The organism is Flavobacterium channae (assembly GCF_021172165.1).
Classification (GTDB): Bacteria; Bacteroidota; Bacteroidia; order Flavobacteriales; family Flavobacteriaceae; genus Flavobacterium; species Flavobacterium channae.
The window spans coordinates 1,429,598-1,451,686 of sequence record NZ_CP089096.1 but is presented as its reverse complement, the minus strand read 5'-3'; the positions used below and the strand labels follow the sequence as shown (position 1 = coordinate 1,451,686).

The following is a 22,089-nucleotide window of genomic DNA, read 5'->3' as shown; positions in this document are numbered from 1 at the left end:
GTCTGTTCCTTTTATAAATCCATAAAAACATCTTCAATAGTGGTTTTTGCTTTTTGGATTGAAATATTTTGATGTCCTTTTTCGGTTAAATAACTCATTAAGTTTTCAATTTGAAATAAATTACCTTTATCAGTATAATGAACAAATTCACCAAAAGCATACACACTATAACTTGAAGGAAACGCCTTTAAATCTTCAATTAATTGATACATCGTATCTGATTTTACTTCGTAAATTACTTTTTGATACGAATTCACAATGTTTTCAGGCGAATCTATTTTTAATATTTTTCCTTCTTGAATTAAAGCAATTCTATCACATAGAGCAGCTTCGTCCATATAAGGAGTTGATACTAAAATTGTGATTCCTTTTTGTTTTAATCGCTTGAGCATTTCCCAAAATTCTTTTCTTGAAACAGGATCAACTCCAGTTGTAGGTTCGTCTAAAAACAAAACTTTAGGCTTATGAATCAAGGCACAACATAATGCCAATTTTTGTTTCATTCCGCCTGATAATGCACCAGCTCTTCTATTTTTAAAAGGTTCAATTTGAACGTAAATATCTTCGATTAAATCGTAATTTTCTTCGATTGTCGTACCAAAAATAGTTGCAAAAAATTCTAAATTTTCGGCTATTGTCAAATCTTGATATAAAGAAAACTTACCCGGCATATAACCTACCGAGTTTCGAATTTCTTTTAAGTTTTTAATAATGTCATATTCGGCAACTGATGCATTTCCTTCATTGGGAACAAGTAAAGTAGTGAGTAATCTAAAAAGGGTTGTTTTACCTGCTCCATCGGGACCAATTAATCCAAAGAGTTCCCCTTCATTTACTTCAAAACTAATGTTTTGTAACGCCTGGACCTCTTTGTAACTTTTGGAAATATTTTGAACCGAAATACTCATAAATTATTTTATCAATAAAAAATTACTTTTTTCATGTGCATCTACCCAATGTTTTACATTTACAGGAATATTGAAATAATCACCTGATTGTAATGTGACAGAAGTTCCCTTTTCATCGTTATATGTTGCTTTGCCAGAAACACATACTAACAAAGCAGGAACTTTTGTGATGTGTTCCTTTAATTGTTCGTTTTTAGCAATTTGCAATGAAATTACTTTAGCATCAGTTGGTTGAAATAAAAGATGCGTTTGCACAGCTTTTTGTTCTGTATGTAAGCTTTTTAAGTTCATGGTTGTTGATTTTGAATTTGTTTTTGTGGATTTACATCCAATTGCAATAGACAACATTGCGATAAATACTATTTTTTTCATTTTAATCTATTTAGTTATTAAGCCAAACCTCGGCTGGCATTCCTATTTTTAAACTTCCGTCGTTTTTTACTTTTACTTTTACAGCGTAAACTAAATTGGTTCTTTCTTCTTTGGTTTGAATTACTTTTGGTGTAAACTCGGCTTGCGAACTTATCCAAGAAATTATTCCGTTGTAGGATTTTGTACTATCATTAGAATCGATAACAACTTTTACATGCTGTCCAATTTTTATTTGTGGCAACTGTGTTTCTGAAAAATATACTTGAAGTTCCATTTCATTAAGATTGGCAATTTTATAAAGTGGTTTTCCAAAAGCGGTAATTTCTGAAGCTTCTGCATATTTGGTTAAAACCGTTCCGTCAATAGGATTAATAACTTGTGATTTTTTTATTTGGTCTTCCAATTTTGCAATTTGTACTTCAATTGATTTGACTTCATTTAAAATAGGAGCATTTTGCGTTTGAACACTATTTATTTGCTTGTTTATTACATTAACTTTGCCTTCAATTTCATCAACTTGTCTTTTTGTTGCTGCATTTTCGTTGAACATGTTTAAAATTCTATTTTGTTCAATTTTAGCGGTTTTTAATTGTTCGTTTAAAACAGAAATTTGCGATAAAACAGAAGCCGATTTAGATTGAACTGTTGCTATAGAAGCTTTAAGTTGTTCTTTATTAAAATGTAATTGAAGCGTGTCGATTAAGGCAACAATTTCTCCTTTTTTGATTTCATTTCCTTCTTCAATATTCAAAAATTCAATTTTACCATTTGCTTCAGATGAGACGGTAACTTCGGTAGTTTCAAAATTTCCATAAGCATCGGCATTTTCGTTGTTTTTATTACAACTAGACAATACTATTGAAACAAGAATTATTTTTATGAATGTCTTCATTTTATGTTGATTTAATTTCCTTTTATGATTTGATAATTCGCTTTTGCCAATTCTAATTGAACTTTATGTGTTTGTTCGTTGATTTTAGCTTCAAAAAGTTGAGTAACTTCATTCAAATAATCTGATGAAGTAATAACACCATTTTTCATTTGTGCTTCAGCAGAACGAACAATTTTTTCTCGCAATTGGATAATCTCATTGTCGCTAACTAATTGTTTTTCAATTCGCTCCATTTCAAAATTCATTTCTTGTAATTGTCTATTTAGGTTAATTTCAAAAGTTTCTTTTTCGGTTTCGATAAGTTGTTTCGAAATTTCTAAAGCTTCTTTTTCTTTTTTGGTTTTATTCCAATCGAATAATGTCCAGTTTAATCGAACTCCAGCCATGTAGAACGTTTCAAATGAATTGTTTAACATATTTAAAGCTGGATTTCCATAACCACCTTGTGCAAAAGCATTTATTTTTGGAGCATTACTTTTAGAAATAAGGCTTTTATTCGCATCTATTTGTTGATTTTGCAATTCAAATAATTCGTATTCAGGACGATTTCCTTCAATATTTAATGTAGTTATGCTTTCTACTAATTCTATATCTTCATTAAAGTTTGCATCAGTTAATTTATTTAGATGATTGAAGAGTTTTAATTTTTCGTAACGAATATCGCTCGATTGCTGATCGATTTTAATAATTTCAGCTTGAATCACTTGTTCCGATGAAGGCAAAACAGCACCAAATTTAACTGCTGCTTGAATTTCTTTAATTTTCTCGAGAAGTAATACTTTTTTTGTCGTTACTAATTCTTGCTTTTTTTGCAACAATAAAATTCCAAAATAATACTGATTTACAAGATTTTTTAATTGGTACAAAGAAACTTTTACTTGTTGCTGTTGCGTTTTGGTTTGAGCTGTTTTTAAATTGGTTTGCGCTTTTATAACATTTCCATTATAGATTAATTGATTTATATCTAAAGTAGCGCGATATTGGTCTTTATTTAGTGGTTCAATTGTAGCGTTAGGTAATGAAAAAGGAACTCGGGTAACTTCCGATTGATATGTTGCTTGAGCATTTAATGAGACTTTTGGTAATTTATCTTTATTAAAAGCTTCTGTTTGAACTTCAAGCTGATTTGCTAAAATTAAATTTTGCATGGCTAATGGATAGTTAGTTTCAACTAATTGATAGCATTCTTCCAATGTTAACTGCTCTTGCGCAGTAACTAGTTGGAAAAGAAAAAAACTTATTATTACTATTTTATACTTCATCATTTTTAATTGCCATAATTATTTGATTACTTATATGTTTTTTACGTTCAATCATTAATGATTTAAATTCTTCTTCTGTTAACTGTAACATGCCTTTTACTAAACCTTGCGCTGCAAATGAGAAAATTGTCATGGAGAAAATATCTAATAATAATTGTTTAGGATGAATTGGTTTTATTATTCCTAATTCAATTTCTTTCTCAATTTGCGCGATCAGTTTTATGGGATTAGGTCGATTCTCAACCTTTAAAAAATTAGACACAAATTCACTATTATTATTCATTTCTTGAACAATGAATTGCGGTAAAAATGGATATTCAAGTACAAAATTGATGTAGCTTTGAGTAAATTTCTCAATTTTAATAAAAACTGAATCTTCGGAATTAAATATTTGATTGATTTGAGGAGCCAATTTTCCAAAAGCATTTAAAAATACAGCTTCAAATAATTTTTCTTTACTTCGAAAGAAATAATGAAGCATCGCCTTATTTATTTCTGCTTCATCTGCAATTTCTTGCATTCTTGCACCATTAAATCCCTTTCTTTGAAAAACTTTAAAAGCGGCTTCGAATATTTTTTCTTCAGTTGACATAAATTAACTTTTTAGATTAACCAAACGGTTAACAAAGTTACTTTTTTATTTTCAGTTAAACTATTTATAAATCATTTTAATATTTTTTTAACTTTTTTTTGAAATATGATTTTTATCATATTAAAGGATGTTTTTGTCCTTTAATTTTGACCTATAAAATGATAGGAATAAAACTATTATTTAAACCAATATTAAAAAACTAATTTTTCTACCATGAGTAATTTTATTAAAAAAGTTTTAGTATTATGTGTAGCTTGTGCAGCAAGTATTTCATGTAAACAAAACAGCAACTCTAAAACCGACTATGCTAATATTTCAGTTGGTGAAGAAATGACTGCAGAATTAACATCTCCTCCTTTTGTGCCAAAGCCTGTTGGAGATCGTCCAGCAAAAAAATTAATCGTAAACATGGAAATTAAAGAAATCGAAGGTGAAATGGCCGACGGTGTTAAATATGTTTACTGGACTTTTGGTGGTAGTGTACCAGGAAGTTTTATTAGAACTAGAGTAGGTGATGAAGTACAATTTACTTTGAAAAATCACCCAGACAACAAATTGCCTCACAACATCGATTTACACGCCGTTACAGGTCCAGGTGGTGGAGCTGCTTCTTCTTTAGTAGCACCAGGACATGAAAAAACTTTTAATTTCAAATGTATCAATCCAGGATTATATGTGTACCACTGTGCTACAGCTCCTGTAGGGATGCACATTGCAAACGGAATGTACGGATTAATTTTGGTAGAACCAGAAGGTGGTTTACCTCCAGTAGATAAAGAATACTATGTAATGCAAGGTGATTTTTATACCAAAGGAAAAAATGGAGAACCTGGAATACAACCTTTCGATATGACAAAAGCCGTAGATGAACATCCTGATTATGTAGTTTTTAATGGGAAAGTTGGTGCTTTAACTGGTGACAAAGCGTTAACCGCTAAAGTGGGTGAAACCGTTAGAATTTACATGGGTAACGGTGGACCGAATTTAGTTTCTTCCTTCCACGTTATTGGAGAGATTTTCGACAAAGTACACATTGAAGGTGGAGACATGATTAATAAAAATGTTCAAACAACATTAATTCCTGCTGGAGGTTCTGCAATTGTAGAGTTCAAAGTAGACGTTCCAGGAACTTTCATTCTAGTGGATCACTCCATTTTCAGAGCGTTCAATAAAGGTGCTTTAGGGATGTTAAAAGTTGAAGGTGCTGAGAATGCTAAAATTTATTCAGGTACAACCCAAGAAGGAATTTATCACCCAGAAGGTGGAACCATCCAAAACATGCCAAAAACGGGTAATGGTAAAGAAGTAGTGGTAAATAAAACGTTAGACCAACAAATAGCCGATGGTAAAAATATTTATGGAAGAACTTGTTTTGCTTGTCACCAATCAGAAGGTCAAGGTATTCCGGGGGCTTTCCCTCCATTAGCAAAATCTGATTTCTTAAACGCAGATTCAAATAGAGCAGTTAATGCAGTTCTTCACGGATTAAGTGGTGAAATCACTGTAAATGGTAAAAAATACAATTCTGTAATGACAAGTCAAAACCTTACGGATCAAGAAATTTCAGATGTTTTAACTTATGTGTATAACAGTTGGGGTAACAACAAAACCAAAGTAACCCCTGAAATGGTTAAAACACAAAGAGCAAAACCAGCGCCTAAAGTAAAAGATATGCACGAATAATAATCAAATAAATATAGTTAACAAAAATGAAAAAAATAGTATTGAGTGTCATTGCACTTATCGTAACCGGAACTTTAATCAGTTTTAAATTGCCAACCACCAAGACATCTGAAGTAGTTGCATTTCAGGATGTAAATAAAGGAAAAGCAATTTATAGCAAAACATGTATCGCATGCCATCAGGCAAACGGACAGGGAATTCCAAATGCATTTCCTCCTTTAGCTAAATCCGATTACTTAAATAAAGATGTAAACAGAGCCATTAAAGTGGTACTAAACGGATTAAGCGGACCTGTAACTGTAAATGGTAAAAAATACAATAGTGCGATGACTAGTCAAGGATTAAACGACCAACAAGTGGCTGACGTACTGACTTATGTTTACAGCAGTTGGGGAAATAACAATACAAAAGTTACTCCAGCTATGGTAAAAGCACAAAGAGGTAAAAAATAAGTATAAACAATAAACAAACTGAAGAATGGGAGCTCAATTTATGAAACGATTTCACTACTGCCTAATTTTATTATTTTGGGTTTCCATTTCTTTTTCTCAGGTACCCAAAGATATGGTAACCATTGGAGCAGGGAGTTATGTTCCGTTATATGGAACAACAGATAAAAAACCAGTGTACATAAAATCCTTTTTGTTGGATGTGTATCCGGTAACGAATCAGGAATATTTAGAATTTTTGAAAAAAAATCCGAATTACAGAAAATCAAAAATCAAACGCCTTTTTGCTAATACAACATATTTATCAGAATGGACTGGCGATTTAAGTTTTGGACCATTAAATGCTAATGCGCCAGTTACCAATATTTCATGGTTTGCTGCAAAAGAATACTGCGAATGTCAAGGTAAAAGATTAGCCACTTTAGATGAATGGGAATATGTAGCTATGGCAGATGAAAAACGAAAAGACGCCAGAACTAGAGAAGAATTCAATAAATATATCTTGAGTTGGTACGAAAAAAACAAAACCTACAACAATTCTGTAGGGAAAACATTCAAGAATTACTGGGGCGTTTACGATATGCACGGATTAGTTTGGGAATGGACTTTCGATTTCAACAGTATCTTTTTATCAGGAGAATCCAGAAAAGATAAAGATACCGATAAAGATTTGTTCTGCGGAAGTGGTTCTGTCAACGCCACCGATTTAATGAATTATGCCGCTTTTATGCGCTACGCTTTCAGAGGCAGTATAAAAGCAAACTATACGACAAAAAATTTAGGTTTCCGATGTGCCAAAAACATCGCTAATTGAGTTTTCAATTAAAAAATTGAGTTATGAAAAAGATAATTTTATTCGTAATTGCTTCCCTTTTATTAATCGGATGTAATACAAAAGAAGAAAAACAAGATATAAAAGATAAACCCATCACCGATTTATCAATTTATAACTTACCTGAAAAATGGACCAATCAAGACGGAAAAGATATTGAATTGAAAGAATTAAGAGGAAAAGTTCTTGTTATGGTGATGATTTACACTTCATGTAAAGCCGCTTGTCCAAGATTAGTCGCAGATATGCGTCACATTGAAGAGCGAATTCCTGAAGAATACAAGGATAAAGTCCAATTGGTTTTAGTAAGTATTGATCCAACGGTGGATACTCCAAAACGATTAAAAGATTTCTCTATCGAAAATAAAATGACTGGAGATCAATGGGTTTTCTTGCGTTCAAATGAAGAAAATACCAGAGAATTCGCTGCAGTTCTAGCCGTAAATTATAAAAAAATATCTCCGATAGATTTCTCACATTCCAATATCATCAGTGTATTTAATGCGGAAGGCGAATTGGCATTCCAACAAGAAGGCTTAGGAGTTAGTTACGACAAAACGGTTTCAAAAATCAAAGAAGAAGCGGCTAAAATAGAGTAGTGGCTTCCCCAAAAAATCAATAAAACATGAAACTTCAAAATAAAATGCTAGTTGCAGTTGCTTTTGCAATTTCAACTGTAGGTTCTTTTGCCCAAGAGTTAGAAGTCAACCTACAAATACGACCTCGATTTGAATACCGAAATGGTTTCAAAGAATTAATGAAAGATGATTTTTATCCCACTTCGTTTGTTTCCCAACGTTCAAGAATGAATTTCTTCTACAAACAAGAAAAATTGAAAGCCAATTTATCATTTCAAAACGTTAGAGTTTGGGGCGATGTGGCTACAACTTCTCCATCGGATAAAAACGGAGTAGCGTTATTCGAATCTTGGATTTCGTATGATTTCAATACGAATTGGACAGCAAAATTTGGACGACAAGTGCTTTCTTATGATAATCAAAGAATTATGGGTGGAATCGATTGGTTGCAACAAGGTCAAAGCCACGATGCTGTTTTGGTTACAAACAAGAAAAATGGCTACCAATTGGATTTCGGAGCAGCGTTAAATAATAACAATGAAGTTTTGTACGAATCGGGTTATGTGACAAACTATAAAAACATGCAGTTCATTTGGTTCAACCAAAAATTTTCTAAACTTAGTTTGAGCTTTTTAGCATTGAATAATGGTTATCAATATGAAAATTTAGTAGAAAATAAATTTCAAGTTGCCTATTTGCAAACCATCGGAACTTATGGAAAATGGGACACTTCAAAATTTTATGGTGATTTCGGTTTGTATGCTCAAGTGGGTGAAGCTGCTGTAACTAATGATAAAGTTGATGTTGGTGCGTATTATGCGGGATTTAATTTGGGATATAAATTCACCAATCATTTCAAAGCCGAATTAGGTTTCGAATATTTATCTGGAAAAGATCAAAATGATACCGATACTAAAGTAAAATCATTCACACCTTTATTTGGAACCAATCACGGATTTAATGGTTTAATGGATTATTTCTATGTTGGAAATCATAAAAATTCGGTTGGATTACAAGATTTGTACACCAAATTCATTTACGATAAAAATAAATGGCAAGTTACGTTATCGCCACACCTTTTTTACAGCGCTGCATCGGTTTACAACATGACGACTTTAGAAGAACAAGATAGTTATTTAGGTACAGAAATCGATTTAACAGCAACTTATAAATTAGATAAAAACTTTGTGATTACAGGTGGTGTTTCCAAAATGTTTGCCAGCGATACAATGGAAATATTAAAAGGTGGAAATAATAACAATTGCAACAATTGGGCATGGGTAATGGTGTCATTTCATCCACAATTGTTTACTTACAAAAAATAGATTAATTATAAATGGGGTTATTTTTAATTAAAAAAGGACTGCTAATTATTTTAGCAGTCCTTTTACTTTAAAAAGAGTCGCTCTGTTTAGCAAAACGACTCCGTTTAAAGAACCTAATTAACTAATAAAACTTATCTTGTAAAACAATGGCACTTGGAAACAAAATATTATTTTCTAAATGAATGTGCGCATGTAAATCCGCTTCAAATTCTTGTAACATTTGATAGGTTACTTTATAAGTATTACAAGCATTTGATGGAGCTGTGTAATTGTTTGAAAGCTCAACAATTTTTTCAAAGCGTTCACCTTCATTTTCATGTTCTTCCATCATCATGGCTATAGGATTAGTTACAGAACCAAACCCAGGATTATTTAGAGATTCATTATTTCTATTGGCTTCAACCATTTTTTTTATAAATGGAAACAGAATTAACTCTTCTTTTTTCATGTGTTGAGTTAGTTCATCTGCACTTCTTTTGAATAATTTTTTAATTTCGAATAGTTCTGGGTGTTGTACGCCATGCACTTGTTCTATTTTGTTTAAGAAAGATAACAATTGAGGAATTTTTTCTTCTACATATCGATGATGTTTTTTTTCTATATAATCAATAAGTAAATCTAATTCCCAAGATTTAAAATCGATTCCTTGATTGTTGTTGTTTGCCGTAACACGTTCTAGTTCGTCTAAAAGCACATATTTATCAATGCCTTTTTTTGCACATACTTCATCGATTGTTCGGTTTCCTTTACAACAAAAATCGATACCTAATTGACTGAAAACACCTGCAGTTCTATAATCATCTGCTACTATGTTTCCCACTGTTTTGTTTGAATCTATTACCATAATAATGTATTATTTACAATAAAAGACAAATTTATCCTTAATTTAATTTCTATAGTATGATTTGAATCATAACGCATGTTTTTTTTTGGTAGTTATTTTGTGTTTAATTAAAGGATAAAATGGTCCTTTATAATTCTAACTAATATCTAAAATATGTTATCAAAATCACAAGCACGAGCATTTTTTTTAGGTGGAACCGTAGTAACCTTTTTAGTCTTTATTGGCTTAACTATTTACTCGTTCATGCCTAAAAATGATCAAACTTATCATGATAAGATTGATGCAAAAGTTATTCGAGGAAAGGAAATCTGGGAATCGAATAATTGTATGGGTTGTCATACCATACTAGGAGAAGGAGGCTATTATGCTCCAGAACTTACTAAGGTTATAGAAAGAAGAGGAGAAGGTTATGTAAAAGCTGTATTACAATCTCCTGTGCCTTGGGGACCAAAAGGAAGAAAAATGGTTAAATATGAAATGAATGATGCCGATGCAGAAGCAATGATTGCTTATTTAAAATGGATAGGTAATATTGATTTAAATGGTTTTGATAGAGTAGTTTCCCCATTAGCAAAAGATAAAAAATAATCTAAAAAAATTAGAGTTATGAAATATAAATCACAGAAAGTAGCATATTGGTTCTTTGGATTATGCATGTTATTATTTGCATTACAAATTATCTATGGTTTTATAATGGGATTTGCCCGCATTGGAATGGATGGTCTTCACGATTTTATTCCGTTTAATACAGCAAGAGCTGTTCATACAAATTTATTAGTAGTTTGGTTGTTAACAGGTTTTATGGGAGCCGCTTATTATATTATCCCTGAAGAAGCTCAAAGGGAGTTGATAAGTGTAAAATGGGCTTACGTTCAGTTAATATCATTAGCCGTTGTAGGTGTAATGGCTATTGTAGGTTATCATTTTAATATTTGGGAAGGACGTAAATTCCTTGAAATTCCGAGAGAATTAGACTTTTTAGTTGTCGTAAATGTGTTGTTATTTCTAGGATTAATTTTAGGAACACTCTTTAAAGCAGAAAGGAGAACAACAACTTCGCTTGTATTATCAATGGGATTACTTTTTGCAGCCTTATTATACTTACCAGGTATGATTTGGTTCGATAGTCAAGTAACCGATTCATTCTTCCGTTGGTGGGTAGTTCACTTATGGGTTGAAGGAGTATGGGAACTAATCATGGGAGGTATTTTATCATATTTACTAATAAAACTTACAGGAGTAGATCGCGAAGTAATCGAAAAATGGTTATATGTAATTGTTGGTTTGACATTTTTATCAGGTTTATTAGGTACAGGTCACCACTATTATTATATCGGAGTAAATAAAATTTGGTTAATTGTAGGTGGAATTTTCTCTGCATTAGAACCGTTAGCTTTCTTGGCAATGGCATTATTTGCAGTATATATGTATAGAAAAGGTGAAAAATCGCATCCAAATAAAATTGCATTGTTCTGGACAATCGGAGCATCTATCGTTTCATTCATCGGTGCTGGATTGTTAGGATTTGCACATACTTTACCTCAAACAAATATTTATACACACGGAACATTAGTAACAGCAATGCACGGACATTATGCTTTCTGGGGGGCTTACGCAATGATTGTTTTAGCAATTATAAGTTATGCATTGCCTAATATAACCGGAAGAAAATTATACGACAGTACAAGAGGTCATATGGCGTTTTGGTTGTCAAATATTGGAATGCTTGGAATGACCGTAGCTTTTGGTGTTGCTGGTGTAGCTCAAGTGTACATGGAACGTAAAATGAAAATGGATTTTATGGACGTACAAAACGAAATTAGTATTCACTTTGTAGTATTATTACTTTGTGCTACATTATTTACAACAGGAATTACTTTATATATTTTAGAGTTTATTAAGTATGGTAAGCCTACTGATGAAGCTCTAATAAAAGAATAGGTTTGTTTTTAATCTTTGATTAGTGTTTAATTACTAACCCTGCCGAAACCAATTGTTCAGAGTTGTCATTTTCGCTTTTGGTTTCGGTTTTTTCAAAAAAGTTATGATAACAACAGAAAAAAAAATATTTTACAAGGCAGTTGGTCAAGAAATAGAAGTGTTTAATCAAATTAATCAACTGCAATTACCTCTTTTGTTAAAAGGGCCAACAGGTTCTGGTAAGTCTCGTTTTATCGAATATATGGCTAATGAGTTAAACAAAAAATTAGTTACGGTAAGTTGTCACGAAGAAACTTCAGCAACCGATTTAATTGGACGTTTCATTATTAAAGGTGCCGAAACTATTTGGATTGATGGTCCATTGTCTATAGCTGTAAAAAATGGTTATATTTTATATTTAGATGAGGTTGCCGAAGCACGTCCGGATGTCATAGTAGCCATTCACTCTTTAACCGATCATAGAAGGGAACTTTTTATTGATAAATTAGGTGAAACCATTAAGGCGCATTCTGATTTTCTACTAGTAGCCTCTTTCAATCCAGGTTATCAAAAAGGATTCAAAGAGTTAAAACCTTCCACGCGTCAACGTTTTGTTGCTCTTTCATTCGATTATCCAAATCCAAAAATTGAAGCAGAAATTTTAGTAAACGAAACGGGAATTCAACACGATATTGCTCAAAAGTTAGTCGCAATCGGAACTAAAATCAGAAATCTTACCGAATTAGGTTTAACCGAAACCGTTTCTACTCGATTATTAGTTGATGCCGCTAAGCTAATCAATAATGGTTTACCAAAAAGATTAGCAGTACATGTTGCGGTTGTTGAGCCTTTAACAGATGAACAAGAAACCATACAAGCATTAAACGATTTGTGTGATTTAATGATTTAAAGAAGCAAAAATGGGGTTTGAATTAGATGAAATAATTTATAAAAAAGTACTCAAATACTTTAAAAATAAACGACTGAATGATGCAGAAATTCTAAGCCGTCAAATTAACTTGTCCGATATTAAACCAAGATTAACTCTTTTTGCAAGAGCTATTTGCGGTGCTCCAATCGAAATTTTTCCTGCTGAAAGAGAAGGTGGTTACAAAAACAAAAATTTTTTCTTACCCATTAATTGTTCGCTGTTTCCAACTAAGGAAGAAAATTTAAAATTCTATTTTTTTAGAACCGTTTATTTAAGCATTCAAAAACAACTGAATTTGAATTGGGACAATCAAGACAATTCACAACTGCTTTCTTTAGAAAAAGCAGCAGAAACGGCTCCTTTGGTTCTGGAAAAAATGTTTCAAGATTATCCATCAATGCAAGAGTTTTATTTTGATGCGGTGCCAAAATTACCCATTAATAAAAAATATCAAACCAATGATTATTCTTGGTTGTATGGAAAATGGATGAAAAACACACCAGAAGTTGAAAACAAAAATGCGTTACATAATTTTGATGACAATACTAAGAAAATAAAAAATAATGTAGTGGCCGAAACTACACTGCATACAAAAGCTGTTGAAGAAATAGAATCACTTACTATTGATAAAAAGCAGCAAGAAGATTATGTATTAATGCACAGTTTTGAGAAAATTGAAACTGCCGAGGAGTTTAATGGAAATTGGAGAGATTTTGATGGGAAAGACGATTTAAAAGAACATCAAGAAGCTTTGGAAGAAATGAATATGCGATTTACAGTTCGTGTAGACGATATGGTACATTCTGTATATCAAGCCGATTTTGTTGAAAACACTTCTATAGCCGAAAGTGCTGAGGTAGATGAAAAGGGTTTTCATTTAAAATACGACGAGTGGGATTTTAAAAAACGAAAATACTTAACGGATTTCTGTAAAGTTTATCCCAAAACCCAACTTAAAACACATTCGACTTATTATAAAAACACGATGGCAAAATATAAAACCACTTTAAATGGTTTGCGAAAAATGCTTACTAGTGTAAATAATAAAATGCAACAACAACGAAGACAATTACAAGGTGACGCATTTGATTTAGATGCATTAACCGATTTATATACTGATATTCATTCTGGGAAATCGCCAGATGAACGTATTTATTTATCTCAAAGAAAAAAAAGCAAAGACATTGCCATTTTAGTTTTGTTAGATATTAGTCTTTCAAGCGATGGTTATGCTGCTGGAAATCGTGTGATTGATGTTGAAAAAGAAGTTTCTATTTTATTTGGCGAAATTCTTCATGAATTTGACATCGATTTTGCGATTGATGGTTTTTATTCCAAAACCAGAAATTTCACAACCTATCTCACTTTGAAAGATTTCAATGAAAATTGGAATAAAGCCAAACATAAAATCGGAGCAGTAGAACCTAATGGTTACACCAGAATTGGTCCTGCTTTGCGTCATGCTGGAGCTAGAATGGATCAGTTGGATGTTAAAAATAAATGGATAATTGTTTTATCTGATGGTAAACCAAATGATTATGATAAATATGAAGGGCAACACGGTATTCAAGACATCAAACAAGCTTTACGAGAGTTAAACGAACGTAAAATTAATTCCTATGCATTAGCCATAGAAGCGCAAGCCAAATATTATTTACCGCAAATGTTTGGGCAAAATCATTATCAAATATTAACTTCTCCTGAAGCCTTGCTAAAATCATTAGTAAAGCTTTATGAGAAAATAAAACATCAATAAAATGTCGCAACAAGAACAGCAAACAAAAATAATTGAAGGACATCCCATACATACTTATTTCATAGAAACTGATTTGATTCATCAATTATTAGAAGAATTAAAAGAGATTAATCCAAAAGAAGAATTTCAAAAATTTTATAATGTTTTCAATCATTTAGCTACAGTTGAAAGAAGGTTTGAAAGAAAAGAAAATCAATTGTTTCCATTTTTAGAACAAAAAGGGTGGACAGGACCATCTCGAAATATGTGGTCGTTTCATGACACAATTAGAGAAATGTTTCGCATTGTTAGGAAAAATTTAGAAGAACAAGATTTTACTTCGGTAAAACATAATACCAATTTAATAGCGCAAAGTTTATATCGTTTGTTAGATGTAGAAGAAAATGTGTTGTTTCCTAATGCTTTAGACATGCTGTCGGAAGAAGATTGGATTAAAATGCGAAAAGGAGAAGATGAAATTGGTTGGATGCTTTCCGAGTCGCCAGCAAAATTTCCAAATGAAACTACTGATTACATTCATCCTTCGCAAGATACAGAAAGAAGAACCGATGTGGTTTTTGATGAAAAAGCAGCACATTATGATGAAGGTTATATGACAATTGAACAAGTAAACTTATTGTTTAAAACCTTACCTATTGATTTAACTTATGTAGATGAAAACAATAAAGTAATTTTCTACAATCGGGGAGAAGAACGTGTTTTTCCTAGAAGTGCAGGAATCATTGGTAGAGAAGTTCGTTTTTGTCATCCGCCAAAAAGTGTGGATACTGTTTTACAAATTTTAGAAGCTTTTAGAAAAGGCGATCAAAATGAAGCTTCTTTCTGGATTAATTACAAAGAACGTCTTATTTATATCCGCTATTTTGCAGTAAGAGATGCACAAAAAAGATATAAAGGAGTAATTGAGATGTCTCAAGACATCACTGATATCAAGCAAATTAATGGTGAAAAACGATTGTTAGAATGGAATAATTAATTTAGAAAATTATGAGAATTATAGGTACTATTTTATTCAGCATTTTTATCATTTTTATTTTTTCTTGTGAAACTATCGAGCATCATTATGTTCCAAAAACAGCAAATGAAGCTTTAAAAGAATTGATGGAAGGAAACCAGCGCTACGTAAATAATGTACCGATGCATCATGATTTTATTGACGAAGCTCACCATTCCGAAAAAGACCAACATCCTCACACCTTTGTACTGTCTTGTATCGATTCGAGAGTGCCTCCAGAGATTATATTTGATCAAGGAATAGGTAATTTGTTTGTAGCTAGAGTCGCAGGAAATATCGAGGACGATAATATATTAGGTAGCATGGAATATGCTGTTCGTGTAAAGGGAACCAAATTGTTAGTGGTTTTAGGACATTCAAATTGTGGAGCTGTTCAAGGAGCAATAGATAATGTCGATTTAGGACATCTTACACAACTAACAAATCAAATTAAAGTTTCGTTTAGCAAACATAGAACGTATCCTTTACCTGAACATTTATCAGATGAAACAGGAAGATTAAATGTACTTTCAACTATTGATCATATTTTATCTTCTAGTAAGATTATTAGAGAATTGGTTAACCAGAAAAAAATAAAAATAGTAGGAACCTTTTACGATTTGCATACAGGAAAAGTAGAATTATTACAATCATGAACAATACAAAATCAATTTATTATCCACCAGGTGGAATTTTAATTTGGATAATTATTTATTTAGAACTTTTAACTTTTGGAATGGCCATTTTAGCATTAGCTTATTACGGTTCACAAGAGCGCGAGTTATTTCATCAAAGTAGCTTGAAACTTAATAAAACAATTGGTACAATAAACACAATATTACTTTTATCTAGTGGATTTTTCGTAGCCAAGGGTATTCATTTTTTTAAAGAGTCTAACATTAAAAAGGCGTTGTTATACTTTAATTGGGCAATGGTTGGAGGTTTTGGTTTTTTGGTTTTAAAATCGGTAGAATATTATGAAAAATTGGAAGTAGGATTGCACATGGATTACAATTCATTTTTCAGATTTTATTGGTTATTAACGGGTTTTCATTTTATACATGTTTTGGTAGGACTGGTTATATTAATTATTATTAGTTTCTCAATTCGAAAAAAACAAGCAAATGCTTCTTTAGAAGATATTGATGCAAGTGCAAGTTTTTGGCACATGTGCGATTTAATTTGGTTGCTATTATTTCCAGTTCTGTATTTACTATTTTAAATGTAAGTTTATGAAAGATGCTATTTTATCCACGTTTATTTTGTTGCTAGCTCTTACTTTAATTGCTGCTTTTTTAGCTTTTAATGTAAGTGCTGAAATTATGGCAACTACAGTTGTAACTTTGGCTTTAATAAAATTTTGGTTAGTAGCTTTTCAGTTTATGGAATTAAAAAAGGCACACTCTTTTTGGAAATATCTAATACTCGGTTTTGGTGGCTTAATAGGAATAATTCTATTGATTTTACTTTAAAATGTTACATTTTCAAAGCATGACAATAATCATATATTAGCTATATATATTGTACGTCATTTGCTTCAATTTATTTATCAAGAAAAAACAACATGACATTACAAAAAAACGTACACACTTTTCATATTCCAGTAATGGGATTAGCTTTTACAATCGATAGTCCAGTGCGTGTTGCGCAATATGGTATTGATTCTGTAATTTCAATAATGGATGACGATTTAATTGAAAAAATGACAGCTTTTTATGCTGAAAAATTCAAACAACCTTATGAAGAAATAACACAAAAAGTAGAGGATTTTAGAGCAAAACGTATTACTAATTATTTAAATTTATTAGATAAAGTAGTCACTCAAAAGTTTGAATCTTTCAAATCTGAAATAATTGAAAAAAGTACACAATTAGAAGATTTTATTGCTATTTTACCATCAAGCTCTGAATTAAAAATGAAGCTAGAAAACTTAATTGCTTCTGGAAAAAGCAATATGATAGAGTTAAAAAATATTTTAGATCATCATTTTACTCCGGGAAGTATCGATGTTAATATCATGACCAAAATTGACAAAGATAATTTTGATAATGATGAGCAATTACCTGTAATATATAATGATGCGCATGCTGCTTTAAGAGGTTTTGTAAATAGCACAACAAATTCATCGGTAATTTTTTCTGCAGGTTTGAATCCTAGGTTATACAGCTATATGGAATCTTTTGATTCTTTTTATCCTAATGCAGATGGACAATTTCAGAAAAAAATTATTTTAAAAGTTAGTGATTTTCGTTCAGCGTTAATTCAAGGAAATTTTTTAGCCAAAAAAGGACTTTGGGTTTCAGAATATCGAATTGAATCGGGATTAAATTGTGGCGGACATGCATTTGCAACTGACGGTTTTTTATTAGGTCCAATTTTAGAAGAATTTAAAAACAAAAAAGAAGAGTTAGTACACTCTGCGTATACGTTGTTTACGCAGGCTTTGACTTCAAAAAATAAAGTTGTTCCAAATGAACCACCAGTTTTAAAAATTACAGTTCAGGGTGGTGTTGGTACTGCAACCGAGCATCAGTTTTTATTAGATCATTACCAAGTTGATGCTGTAGGTTGGGGTTCACCATTTTTATTAGTTCCAGAAGCAACTTCAGTAGATGTGGCAACAAGAAAATTATTAGCAAATGCTAAAGAAAAAGATTTGTATTTGAGTACGATTTCACCTTTAGGAGTTCCTTTCAATACCGTAAAAGGGATGACAAATGACTTTTATAAAAATCAACGTATAGTTTCTGGAAAAGCTGGAAGTTCATGTCCAAAGAAATATTTAGCACTAAGTAAAGATTATAAAAAAGAAGGAACTTGTTCAGCTTCAAAAAAACATCAGGATAAGAAAATTGAAGAATTGGAAACAAGACGCGATAGTATTTCGTTAAAAGCTTACACAAAAGAATATAATTCAATCACTGAAAAATCATGTTTGTGTGTTGGATTAGCAAATGCAAGTCATATTGAGTTAGGAATTCCAATTAAAGGACAAGATCAAGGAGTTGTGGTTTGTCCTGGTCCTAATATGGCATATTTTTCAAAAGAGGTTTTCTTAAAAGATATGATTCAACATATATATGGAACAAAAGAAATAGAAAATCATAAAAATAGACCTAATATGTTCTTGAAAGAATTAGAATTGTATGTTGCTTATTTGCTTAAACAAATTAACGATATTTTTGAAAAAACTCCACAGCAAGTTAAAAAATGGGAAACTTTTAAATTAAATCTCTTAAATGGTATTGATTATTATAAATTAGTGTTTCAAGAAAAGAATTTAAACTTTCAAAAAGAATTTTCAATAATTGAATTACAACTAAAAGCACTGAAATTCAGTTAGGTCTATTTGAGTATTTTTTATGAATCTTATTTGTGAGTTTAAAAGGATAAAGTATTGAAAATTTATCGTAAAAATATAAAGGTTGCTTTCTGTTTTGATTGCAACTTTTTTTGTTTAATAAAACAATATAATAAAAGACAAAAAAATCTTTTTTATGATTGTAATCATAAATTTAAGAGACTCAATTTCAGAAATTTGTAGTAATAATTTTAATATTAAAATATCATGAACAAATCAATTTTACTTGTTTTATCTCTTGCTTTAGCAATAGCATGTGGTAAAAAAGAAGCATCTGCCGAAGATGATTATCAACCAGGTGGTGGTGAAGCTGCAACAGAAGCAACAACAGAAACTACAGATCCAGCATCGTATGATCCAAAACGTGGTGAAGGAAAATACGATACTGTTGAATTAGGAGCAACTTTAGATCAAGCAATGGCAACAAAAGGAGAGGAGGTTGCAGGTGTAAAATGTACTTCTTGTCATAAAATGACGGATGAAAAATTAGTTGGTCCAGGATGGAAAGGAGTTACTGAAAGAAGAACACCTCAATGGATTATGAATTTTATTACTAATCCAGATCCAATGATTGATAAAGATCCTGAAGTTCAAGCACAACTTGAAATTTGTTTAGTTCGTATGCCAAATCAAGGTGTTTCAGATGATGAAGCTAGAGGAATTTTAGAGTACATGCGTAAAAATGACGGTGTAAAATAAACAAAAAGAGGAATTGTGTTAAGTGAAAGTAATACAATGCCTTAATTTAACTACACATATTATGAAAAATAAATTTGTACAGGCAATTTTAGTAATAGCCTTTGGTAGTGCATTAATCACTTCTTGTAAGCCAAAAAGTTCTGGAGATGCAGTTAGTGGAGATGCTGCGGAAAAAGCGTATGTTGCACCTGGTAAATATGACGAGTTTTACAATTTCGTTTCAGGTGGTTTTAGTGGACAATTGAGTGTTTACGGATTACCAAGTGGACGTTTGTTTAGAGTTATTCCAGTTTTTTCTGTTGATCCAGAAAAAGGATGGGGATATAGCGAAGAAACAAAACCTATGCTGAATACTTCACATGGATTTGTGCCTTGGGATGATTTACATCATACAGAAATGTCTCAAACAAATGGTGAAGTTGATGGACGTTGGGTTTTTGGTAATGCAAATAATACACCAAGAATCGCCAGAATTGATTTGAAAACATTTAAAACTGCTGAAATAATTGAGTTACCAAATAGTGGAGGTAATCACTCATCACCATTTATTACTGAAAATACAGAATATGTAGTTGCCGGTACTCGTTTTAGTGTTCCTGCAGATTATTCAAACGGAGATGTTCCTATTAATACGTATAAAGAAAATTATAAAGGACATATCAGTTTTGTTAGCGTTGATAAAACTTCAGGAGAAATGGATTTGGCATTTCAAATTCTTACTCCAGGGGTAAATTTTGACCTTTCTCATGCAGGAAAAGGTAAATCTCATGGATGGTTTTTCTTTTCTTGTTACAACACAGAACAAGCCAATACTTTGTTAGAAGTAAATGCTTCTCAACGTGATAAAGACTTTATCATGGCTGTAAACTGGAAAAAAGCTGAAGAATATATTAAAGCTGGAAAAGGTAAAAAACAAAAAGTAAAATATGCGCATAATACTTGGAACGAACATACACATACAGCAAAATCTGAAATGAAAGATGAAGTATTGGTTTTAGATGCTTCAGAGCTTAAAGATATTTGTTATATGATTCCTTGTCCTAAATCACCACACGGATGTGATGTTGATCCTACAGGAGAATTTATTGTAGGTTCTGGTAAATTAGCTGCATTAATTCCTGTATTTAGTTTCGATAAATTACAATCAGCAATAAAAAACAAAACATTTGAAGGTGATTATGGAGGAATTCCTGTTGTTAAATATGAAGCTGCTTTACATGGTGAAGTTCAAAAACCTGGTTTAGGGCCATTACATACAGAGTTTGATGGAAAAGGTAACGCTTATACAACTTTCTTCGTTTCTTCTGAAGTAGTTAAATGGGATATTAAAACGTTAAAAGTATTAGATCGCGTTCCTACTTATTATTCTGTTGGTCACTTATGTATTCCTGGAGGAGATAGTAAAAAACCATTTGGTAAATATTTAATTGCATATAATAAAATTACTAAAGATCGTTATTTGCCTACAGGACCTGAATTAGCGCAATCAGCACAAATATTTGATATTAGTGGAGATAAAATGAAGCTAATTTTAGACTTCCCAACTATTGGAGAGCCACACTATGCACAAGCAGCACCAGCTGACTTAATTAGAAACAATGGCCAATTGAAGTTTTATAAATTAGATGATAATAAACATCCATTTGCTACTAAAGGTGAAAAAGAAGCTAAAGTCGTGAGAGAAGGTAATAAAGTACATGTATATATGACTTCTATTCGTTCTCACTTTGCTCCAGATAATATTGAAGGAGTATTCTTAGGAGATGAAGTATATTTCCATGTAACAAATTTAGAACAAGACTGGGATGTACCTCACGGATTTGCAATAAAAGGAGCAAATAATGGAGAATTATTAATTATGCCAGGAGAAACCACAACATTAAAATGGATTCCTGATAGAGTGGGAACTTACCCTTTCTATTGTACCGATTTTTGTTCGGCATTGCATCAAGAAATGCAAGGATATATTAGAGTTTCACCAAAAGGTTCTAATGTTCCATTACAATTTAGTTTAGGCACTAATCTACCTGCAACAAAATAAATTTTTAACAAAAGGGACAAATTAACTTTTGTCCCTTTTTTAAACCCTTTTTTTATGGAAACTTCAAAAATTTCGTTAGTTTCAAAAATCTTTCTTTTTATTATATCTTGTTTGTTTTTAGGATCTTTGTTTGTTCCTATGTGGCAAATCGATTTAGATGCGCCTCAATATCCTGAAGGTTTGGTGCTAAAATTATATGCTAATAAAATTGGTGGCGATGTAGAAATCATTAACGGTTTAAATCACTACATCGGAATGGCAACTCTGCACACAGAAAATTTTATCGAATTTAAAATTTTGCCTTACATAATTGGTGCATTTTCTTTAATTTCTTTAGGTTTAATTTTTCTTAATAATAGAAAATTTGTCTTAGCTTTTTTCGCAACTTTTGTGCTTTTCGTTATCTTAGCTGGAGTAGATTTTTACCGCTGGAATTACGAATATGGACATAATTTAGATCCAAATGCTGCTATAAAAGTACCAGGAATGGCCTATCAACCACCATTAATTGGATATAAACAATTATTAAATTTTGGGGCTTATTCTGTTCCAGATATTGGAGGTTGGATGTTAATCATTGCCGGAACACTATTGTTTTACATTGTGTTTAAAGGATTCAATTTATTTAAAAGAAAACAAAATATATAGTT

Annotated in this window: 22 protein-coding genes and 1 pseudogene; 17 read left to right on the top strand and 6 right to left on the bottom strand. The window is 31.6% G+C overall.

All coding sequences use genetic code 11. The features are described 5' to 3' along the window. Window positions 1–11: 11 nt before the first annotated feature. The 5 genes from LOS89_RS06710 to LOS89_RS06690 are packed head-to-tail and all read right to left on the bottom strand — an operon-like array spanning window position 12 to window position 4,026. Window positions 12–908 carry an ABC transporter ATP-binding protein gene (locus tag LOS89_RS06710; RefSeq protein WP_231834521.1) on the bottom strand — a complete coding sequence of 299 codons (897 nt, stop codon included), beginning with the start codon at window positions 906–908 and terminating at the stop codon, window positions 12–14. A 3-nt stretch (window positions 909–911) separates the two neighbouring features. Then, window positions 912–1,280 carry a cupin domain-containing protein gene (locus tag LOS89_RS06705; protein WP_231834520.1) on the bottom strand — a complete coding sequence of 123 codons (369 nt, stop codon included), beginning with the start codon at window positions 1,278–1,280 and terminating at the stop codon, window positions 912–914. A gap of 10 nt (window positions 1,281–1,290) precedes the next feature. After that, a complete protein-coding gene (locus tag LOS89_RS06700; RefSeq protein WP_231834519.1) occupies window positions 1,291–2,172 on the bottom strand; it encodes an HlyD family secretion protein in 882 nt (293 codons plus the stop codon). Between the two features lie 11 nt (window positions 2,173–2,183). Continuing rightward, on the bottom strand, window positions 2,184–3,437 hold the full coding sequence (locus tag LOS89_RS06695; RefSeq protein ID WP_231834518.1) for a TolC family protein: 1,254 nt from the start codon (window positions 3,435–3,437) through the stop codon (window positions 2,184–2,186). Then, the gene (locus LOS89_RS06690) at window positions 3,424–4,026 is read right to left on the bottom strand and encodes a TetR/AcrR family transcriptional regulator (protein ID WP_231834517.1); all 603 of its coding nucleotides are present in this window, start codon (window positions 4,024–4,026) and stop codon (window positions 3,424–3,426) included. Before LOS89_RS06690 ends, LOS89_RS06695 begins: the two co-directional genes overlap by 14 nt. Before the next feature lie 213 nt (window positions 4,027–4,239). On the opposite strand from LOS89_RS06690, the gene nirK reads away from it, so the two are divergent. From nirK to LOS89_RS06665, 5 genes and pseudogenes are all read left to right on the top strand, one after another. Next, window positions 4,240–5,709, top strand: coding sequence for a copper-containing nitrite reductase (gene nirK, locus LOS89_RS06685; protein ID WP_231834516.1), 1,470 nt, complete (start codon window positions 4,240–4,242; stop codon window positions 5,707–5,709). 140 nt (window positions 5,710–5,849) lie between these two features. After that, window positions 5,850–6,161: pseudogene (locus tag LOS89_RS06680) on the top strand (c-type cytochrome); the annotation flags it as partial. 40 nt (window positions 6,162–6,201) lie between these two features. Continuing rightward, the gene (locus LOS89_RS06675; RefSeq protein ID WP_231834515.1) at window positions 6,202–6,972 is read left to right on the top strand and encodes a formylglycine-generating enzyme family protein; all 771 of its coding nucleotides are present in this window, start codon (window positions 6,202–6,204) and stop codon (window positions 6,970–6,972) included. Between the two features lie 23 nt (window positions 6,973–6,995). After that, window positions 6,996–7,589, top strand: coding sequence for an SCO family protein (locus LOS89_RS06670; RefSeq protein WP_231834514.1), 594 nt, complete (start codon window positions 6,996–6,998; stop codon window positions 7,587–7,589). A 26-nt stretch (window positions 7,590–7,615) separates the two neighbouring features. Next, window positions 7,616–8,893, top strand: a complete 1,278-nt coding sequence (locus tag LOS89_RS06665; protein ID WP_231834513.1) for an alginate export family protein — start codon at window positions 7,616–7,618, stop codon at window positions 8,891–8,893. Between the two features lie 121 nt (window positions 8,894–9,014). Here LOS89_RS06665 and ric read toward each other — a convergent pair whose 3' ends face one another. After that, a complete protein-coding gene (gene ric / locus LOS89_RS06660; RefSeq protein ID WP_231834512.1) occupies window positions 9,015–9,737 on the bottom strand; it encodes an iron-sulfur cluster repair di-iron protein in 723 nt (240 codons plus the stop codon). A 153-nt stretch (window positions 9,738–9,890) separates the two neighbouring features. Between ric and LOS89_RS06655 the strand changes: the two genes are divergently transcribed. The 12 genes from LOS89_RS06655 to LOS89_RS06600 all read left to right on the top strand — a co-directional run bounded on the left by LOS89_RS06655 (window position 9,891) and on the right by LOS89_RS06600 (window position 22,087). Beyond that, a complete protein-coding gene (locus LOS89_RS06655; protein ID WP_231834511.1) occupies window positions 9,891–10,325 on the top strand; it encodes a c-type cytochrome in 435 nt (144 codons plus the stop codon). An 18-nt stretch (window positions 10,326–10,343) separates the two neighbouring features. After that, entirely contained in the window at window positions 10,344–11,678 is a 1,335-nt protein-coding gene (locus tag LOS89_RS06650; protein WP_231834510.1) for a cbb3-type cytochrome c oxidase subunit I, read from the top strand. A 103-nt stretch (window positions 11,679–11,781) separates the two neighbouring features. Then, window positions 11,782–12,567 carry a CbbQ/NirQ/NorQ/GpvN family protein gene (locus tag LOS89_RS06645; protein ID WP_231834509.1) on the top strand — a complete coding sequence of 262 codons (786 nt, stop codon included), beginning with the start codon at window positions 11,782–11,784 and terminating at the stop codon, window positions 12,565–12,567. Between the two features lie 10 nt (window positions 12,568–12,577). After that, window positions 12,578–14,344, top strand: coding sequence for a nitric oxide reductase activation protein NorD (locus tag LOS89_RS06640; RefSeq protein ID WP_231834508.1), 1,767 nt, complete (start codon window positions 12,578–12,580; stop codon window positions 14,342–14,344). Between the two features lies 1 nt (window position 14,345). Continuing rightward, a complete protein-coding gene (locus tag LOS89_RS06635) occupies window positions 14,346–15,320 on the top strand; it encodes a DUF438 domain-containing protein (RefSeq protein ID WP_231834507.1) in 975 nt (324 codons plus the stop codon). Between the two features lie 11 nt (window positions 15,321–15,331). Beyond that, window positions 15,332–15,994, top strand: coding sequence for a carbonic anhydrase (locus LOS89_RS06630; protein WP_231834506.1), 663 nt, complete (start codon window positions 15,332–15,334; stop codon window positions 15,992–15,994). Further along, window positions 15,991–16,560 carry a cytochrome c oxidase subunit 3 gene (locus LOS89_RS06625; protein WP_231834505.1) on the top strand — a complete coding sequence of 190 codons (570 nt, stop codon included), beginning with the start codon at window positions 15,991–15,993 and terminating at the stop codon, window positions 16,558–16,560. The genes LOS89_RS06630 and LOS89_RS06625 overlap by 4 nt, the downstream gene beginning before the upstream one ends. Window positions 16,561–16,570: 10 nt before the next feature. Beyond that, on the top strand, window positions 16,571–16,810 hold the full coding sequence (locus tag LOS89_RS06620) for a cytochrome C oxidase subunit IV family protein (protein ID WP_231834504.1): 240 nt from the start codon (window positions 16,571–16,573) through the stop codon (window positions 16,808–16,810). 92 nt (window positions 16,811–16,902) lie between these two features. Next, a complete protein-coding gene (locus tag LOS89_RS06615; RefSeq protein ID WP_231834503.1) occupies window positions 16,903–18,681 on the top strand; it encodes a hypothetical protein in 1,779 nt (592 codons plus the stop codon). 225 nt (window positions 18,682–18,906) lie between these two features. Then, window positions 18,907–19,398: a c-type cytochrome gene (locus LOS89_RS06610; RefSeq protein ID WP_231834502.1), complete on the top strand. Its 492-nt coding sequence runs from the start codon at window positions 18,907–18,909 to the stop codon at window positions 19,396–19,398. Between the two features lie 61 nt (window positions 19,399–19,459). After that, window positions 19,460–21,439, top strand: a complete 1,980-nt coding sequence (gene nosZ, locus LOS89_RS06605; RefSeq protein WP_231834501.1) for a Sec-dependent nitrous-oxide reductase — start codon at window positions 19,460–19,462, stop codon at window positions 21,437–21,439. A 54-nt stretch (window positions 21,440–21,493) separates the two neighbouring features. Next, window positions 21,494–22,087, top strand: coding sequence for a hypothetical protein (locus tag LOS89_RS06600; protein ID WP_231834500.1), 594 nt, complete (start codon window positions 21,494–21,496; stop codon window positions 22,085–22,087). Window positions 22,088–22,089 lie beyond the last annotated feature (2 nt).

Bases quoted from the DNA above. Each gene is read 5' to 3' on its own strand.
- LOS89_RS06710 (WP_231834521.1), bottom strand. From the start codon at position 908: ATGAGTATTTCGGTTCAAAATATTTCCAAAAGTTACAAAGAGGTCCAG.
- LOS89_RS06705 (WP_231834520.1), bottom strand. From the start codon at position 1,280: ATGAAAAAAATAGTATTTATCGCAATGTTGTCTATTGCAATTGGATGT.
- LOS89_RS06700 (WP_231834519.1), bottom strand. From the start codon at position 2,172: ATGAAGACATTCATAAAAATAATTCTTGTTTCAATAGTATTGTCTAGT.
- LOS89_RS06695 (WP_231834518.1), bottom strand. From the start codon at position 3,437: ATGATGAAGTATAAAATAGTAATAATAAGTTTTTTTCTTTTCCAACTA.
- LOS89_RS06690 (WP_231834517.1), bottom strand. From the start codon at position 4,026: ATGTCAACTGAAGAAAAAATATTCGAAGCCGCTTTTAAAGTTTTTCAA.
- nirK (WP_231834516.1), top strand. From the start codon at position 4,240: ATGAGTAATTTTATTAAAAAAGTTTTAGTATTATGTGTAGCTTGTGCA.
- LOS89_RS06675 (WP_231834515.1), top strand. From the start codon at position 6,202: ATGAAACGATTTCACTACTGCCTAATTTTATTATTTTGGGTTTCCATT.
- LOS89_RS06670 (WP_231834514.1), top strand. From the start codon at position 6,996: ATGAAAAAGATAATTTTATTCGTAATTGCTTCCCTTTTATTAATCGGA.
- LOS89_RS06665 (WP_231834513.1), top strand. From the start codon at position 7,616: ATGAAACTTCAAAATAAAATGCTAGTTGCAGTTGCTTTTGCAATTTCA.
- ric (WP_231834512.1), bottom strand. From the start codon at position 9,737: ATGGTAATAGATTCAAACAAAACAGTGGGAAACATAGTAGCAGATGAT.
- LOS89_RS06655 (WP_231834511.1), top strand. From the start codon at position 9,891: ATGTTATCAAAATCACAAGCACGAGCATTTTTTTTAGGTGGAACCGTA.
- LOS89_RS06650 (WP_231834510.1), top strand. From the start codon at position 10,344: ATGAAATATAAATCACAGAAAGTAGCATATTGGTTCTTTGGATTATGC.
- LOS89_RS06645 (WP_231834509.1), top strand. From the start codon at position 11,782: ATGATAACAACAGAAAAAAAAATATTTTACAAGGCAGTTGGTCAAGAA.
- LOS89_RS06640 (WP_231834508.1), top strand. From the start codon at position 12,578: ATGGGGTTTGAATTAGATGAAATAATTTATAAAAAAGTACTCAAATAC.
- LOS89_RS06635 (WP_231834507.1), top strand. From the start codon at position 14,346: ATGTCGCAACAAGAACAGCAAACAAAAATAATTGAAGGACATCCCATA.
- LOS89_RS06630 (WP_231834506.1), top strand. From the start codon at position 15,332: ATGAGAATTATAGGTACTATTTTATTCAGCATTTTTATCATTTTTATT.
- LOS89_RS06625 (WP_231834505.1), top strand. From the start codon at position 15,991: ATGAACAATACAAAATCAATTTATTATCCACCAGGTGGAATTTTAATT.
- LOS89_RS06620 (WP_231834504.1), top strand. From the start codon at position 16,571: ATGAAAGATGCTATTTTATCCACGTTTATTTTGTTGCTAGCTCTTACT.
- LOS89_RS06615 (WP_231834503.1), top strand. From the start codon at position 16,903: ATGACATTACAAAAAAACGTACACACTTTTCATATTCCAGTAATGGGA.
- LOS89_RS06610 (WP_231834502.1), top strand. From the start codon at position 18,907: ATGAACAAATCAATTTTACTTGTTTTATCTCTTGCTTTAGCAATAGCA.
- nosZ (WP_231834501.1), top strand. From the start codon at position 19,460: ATGAAAAATAAATTTGTACAGGCAATTTTAGTAATAGCCTTTGGTAGT.
- LOS89_RS06600 (WP_231834500.1), top strand. From the start codon at position 21,494: ATGGAAACTTCAAAAATTTCGTTAGTTTCAAAAATCTTTCTTTTTATT.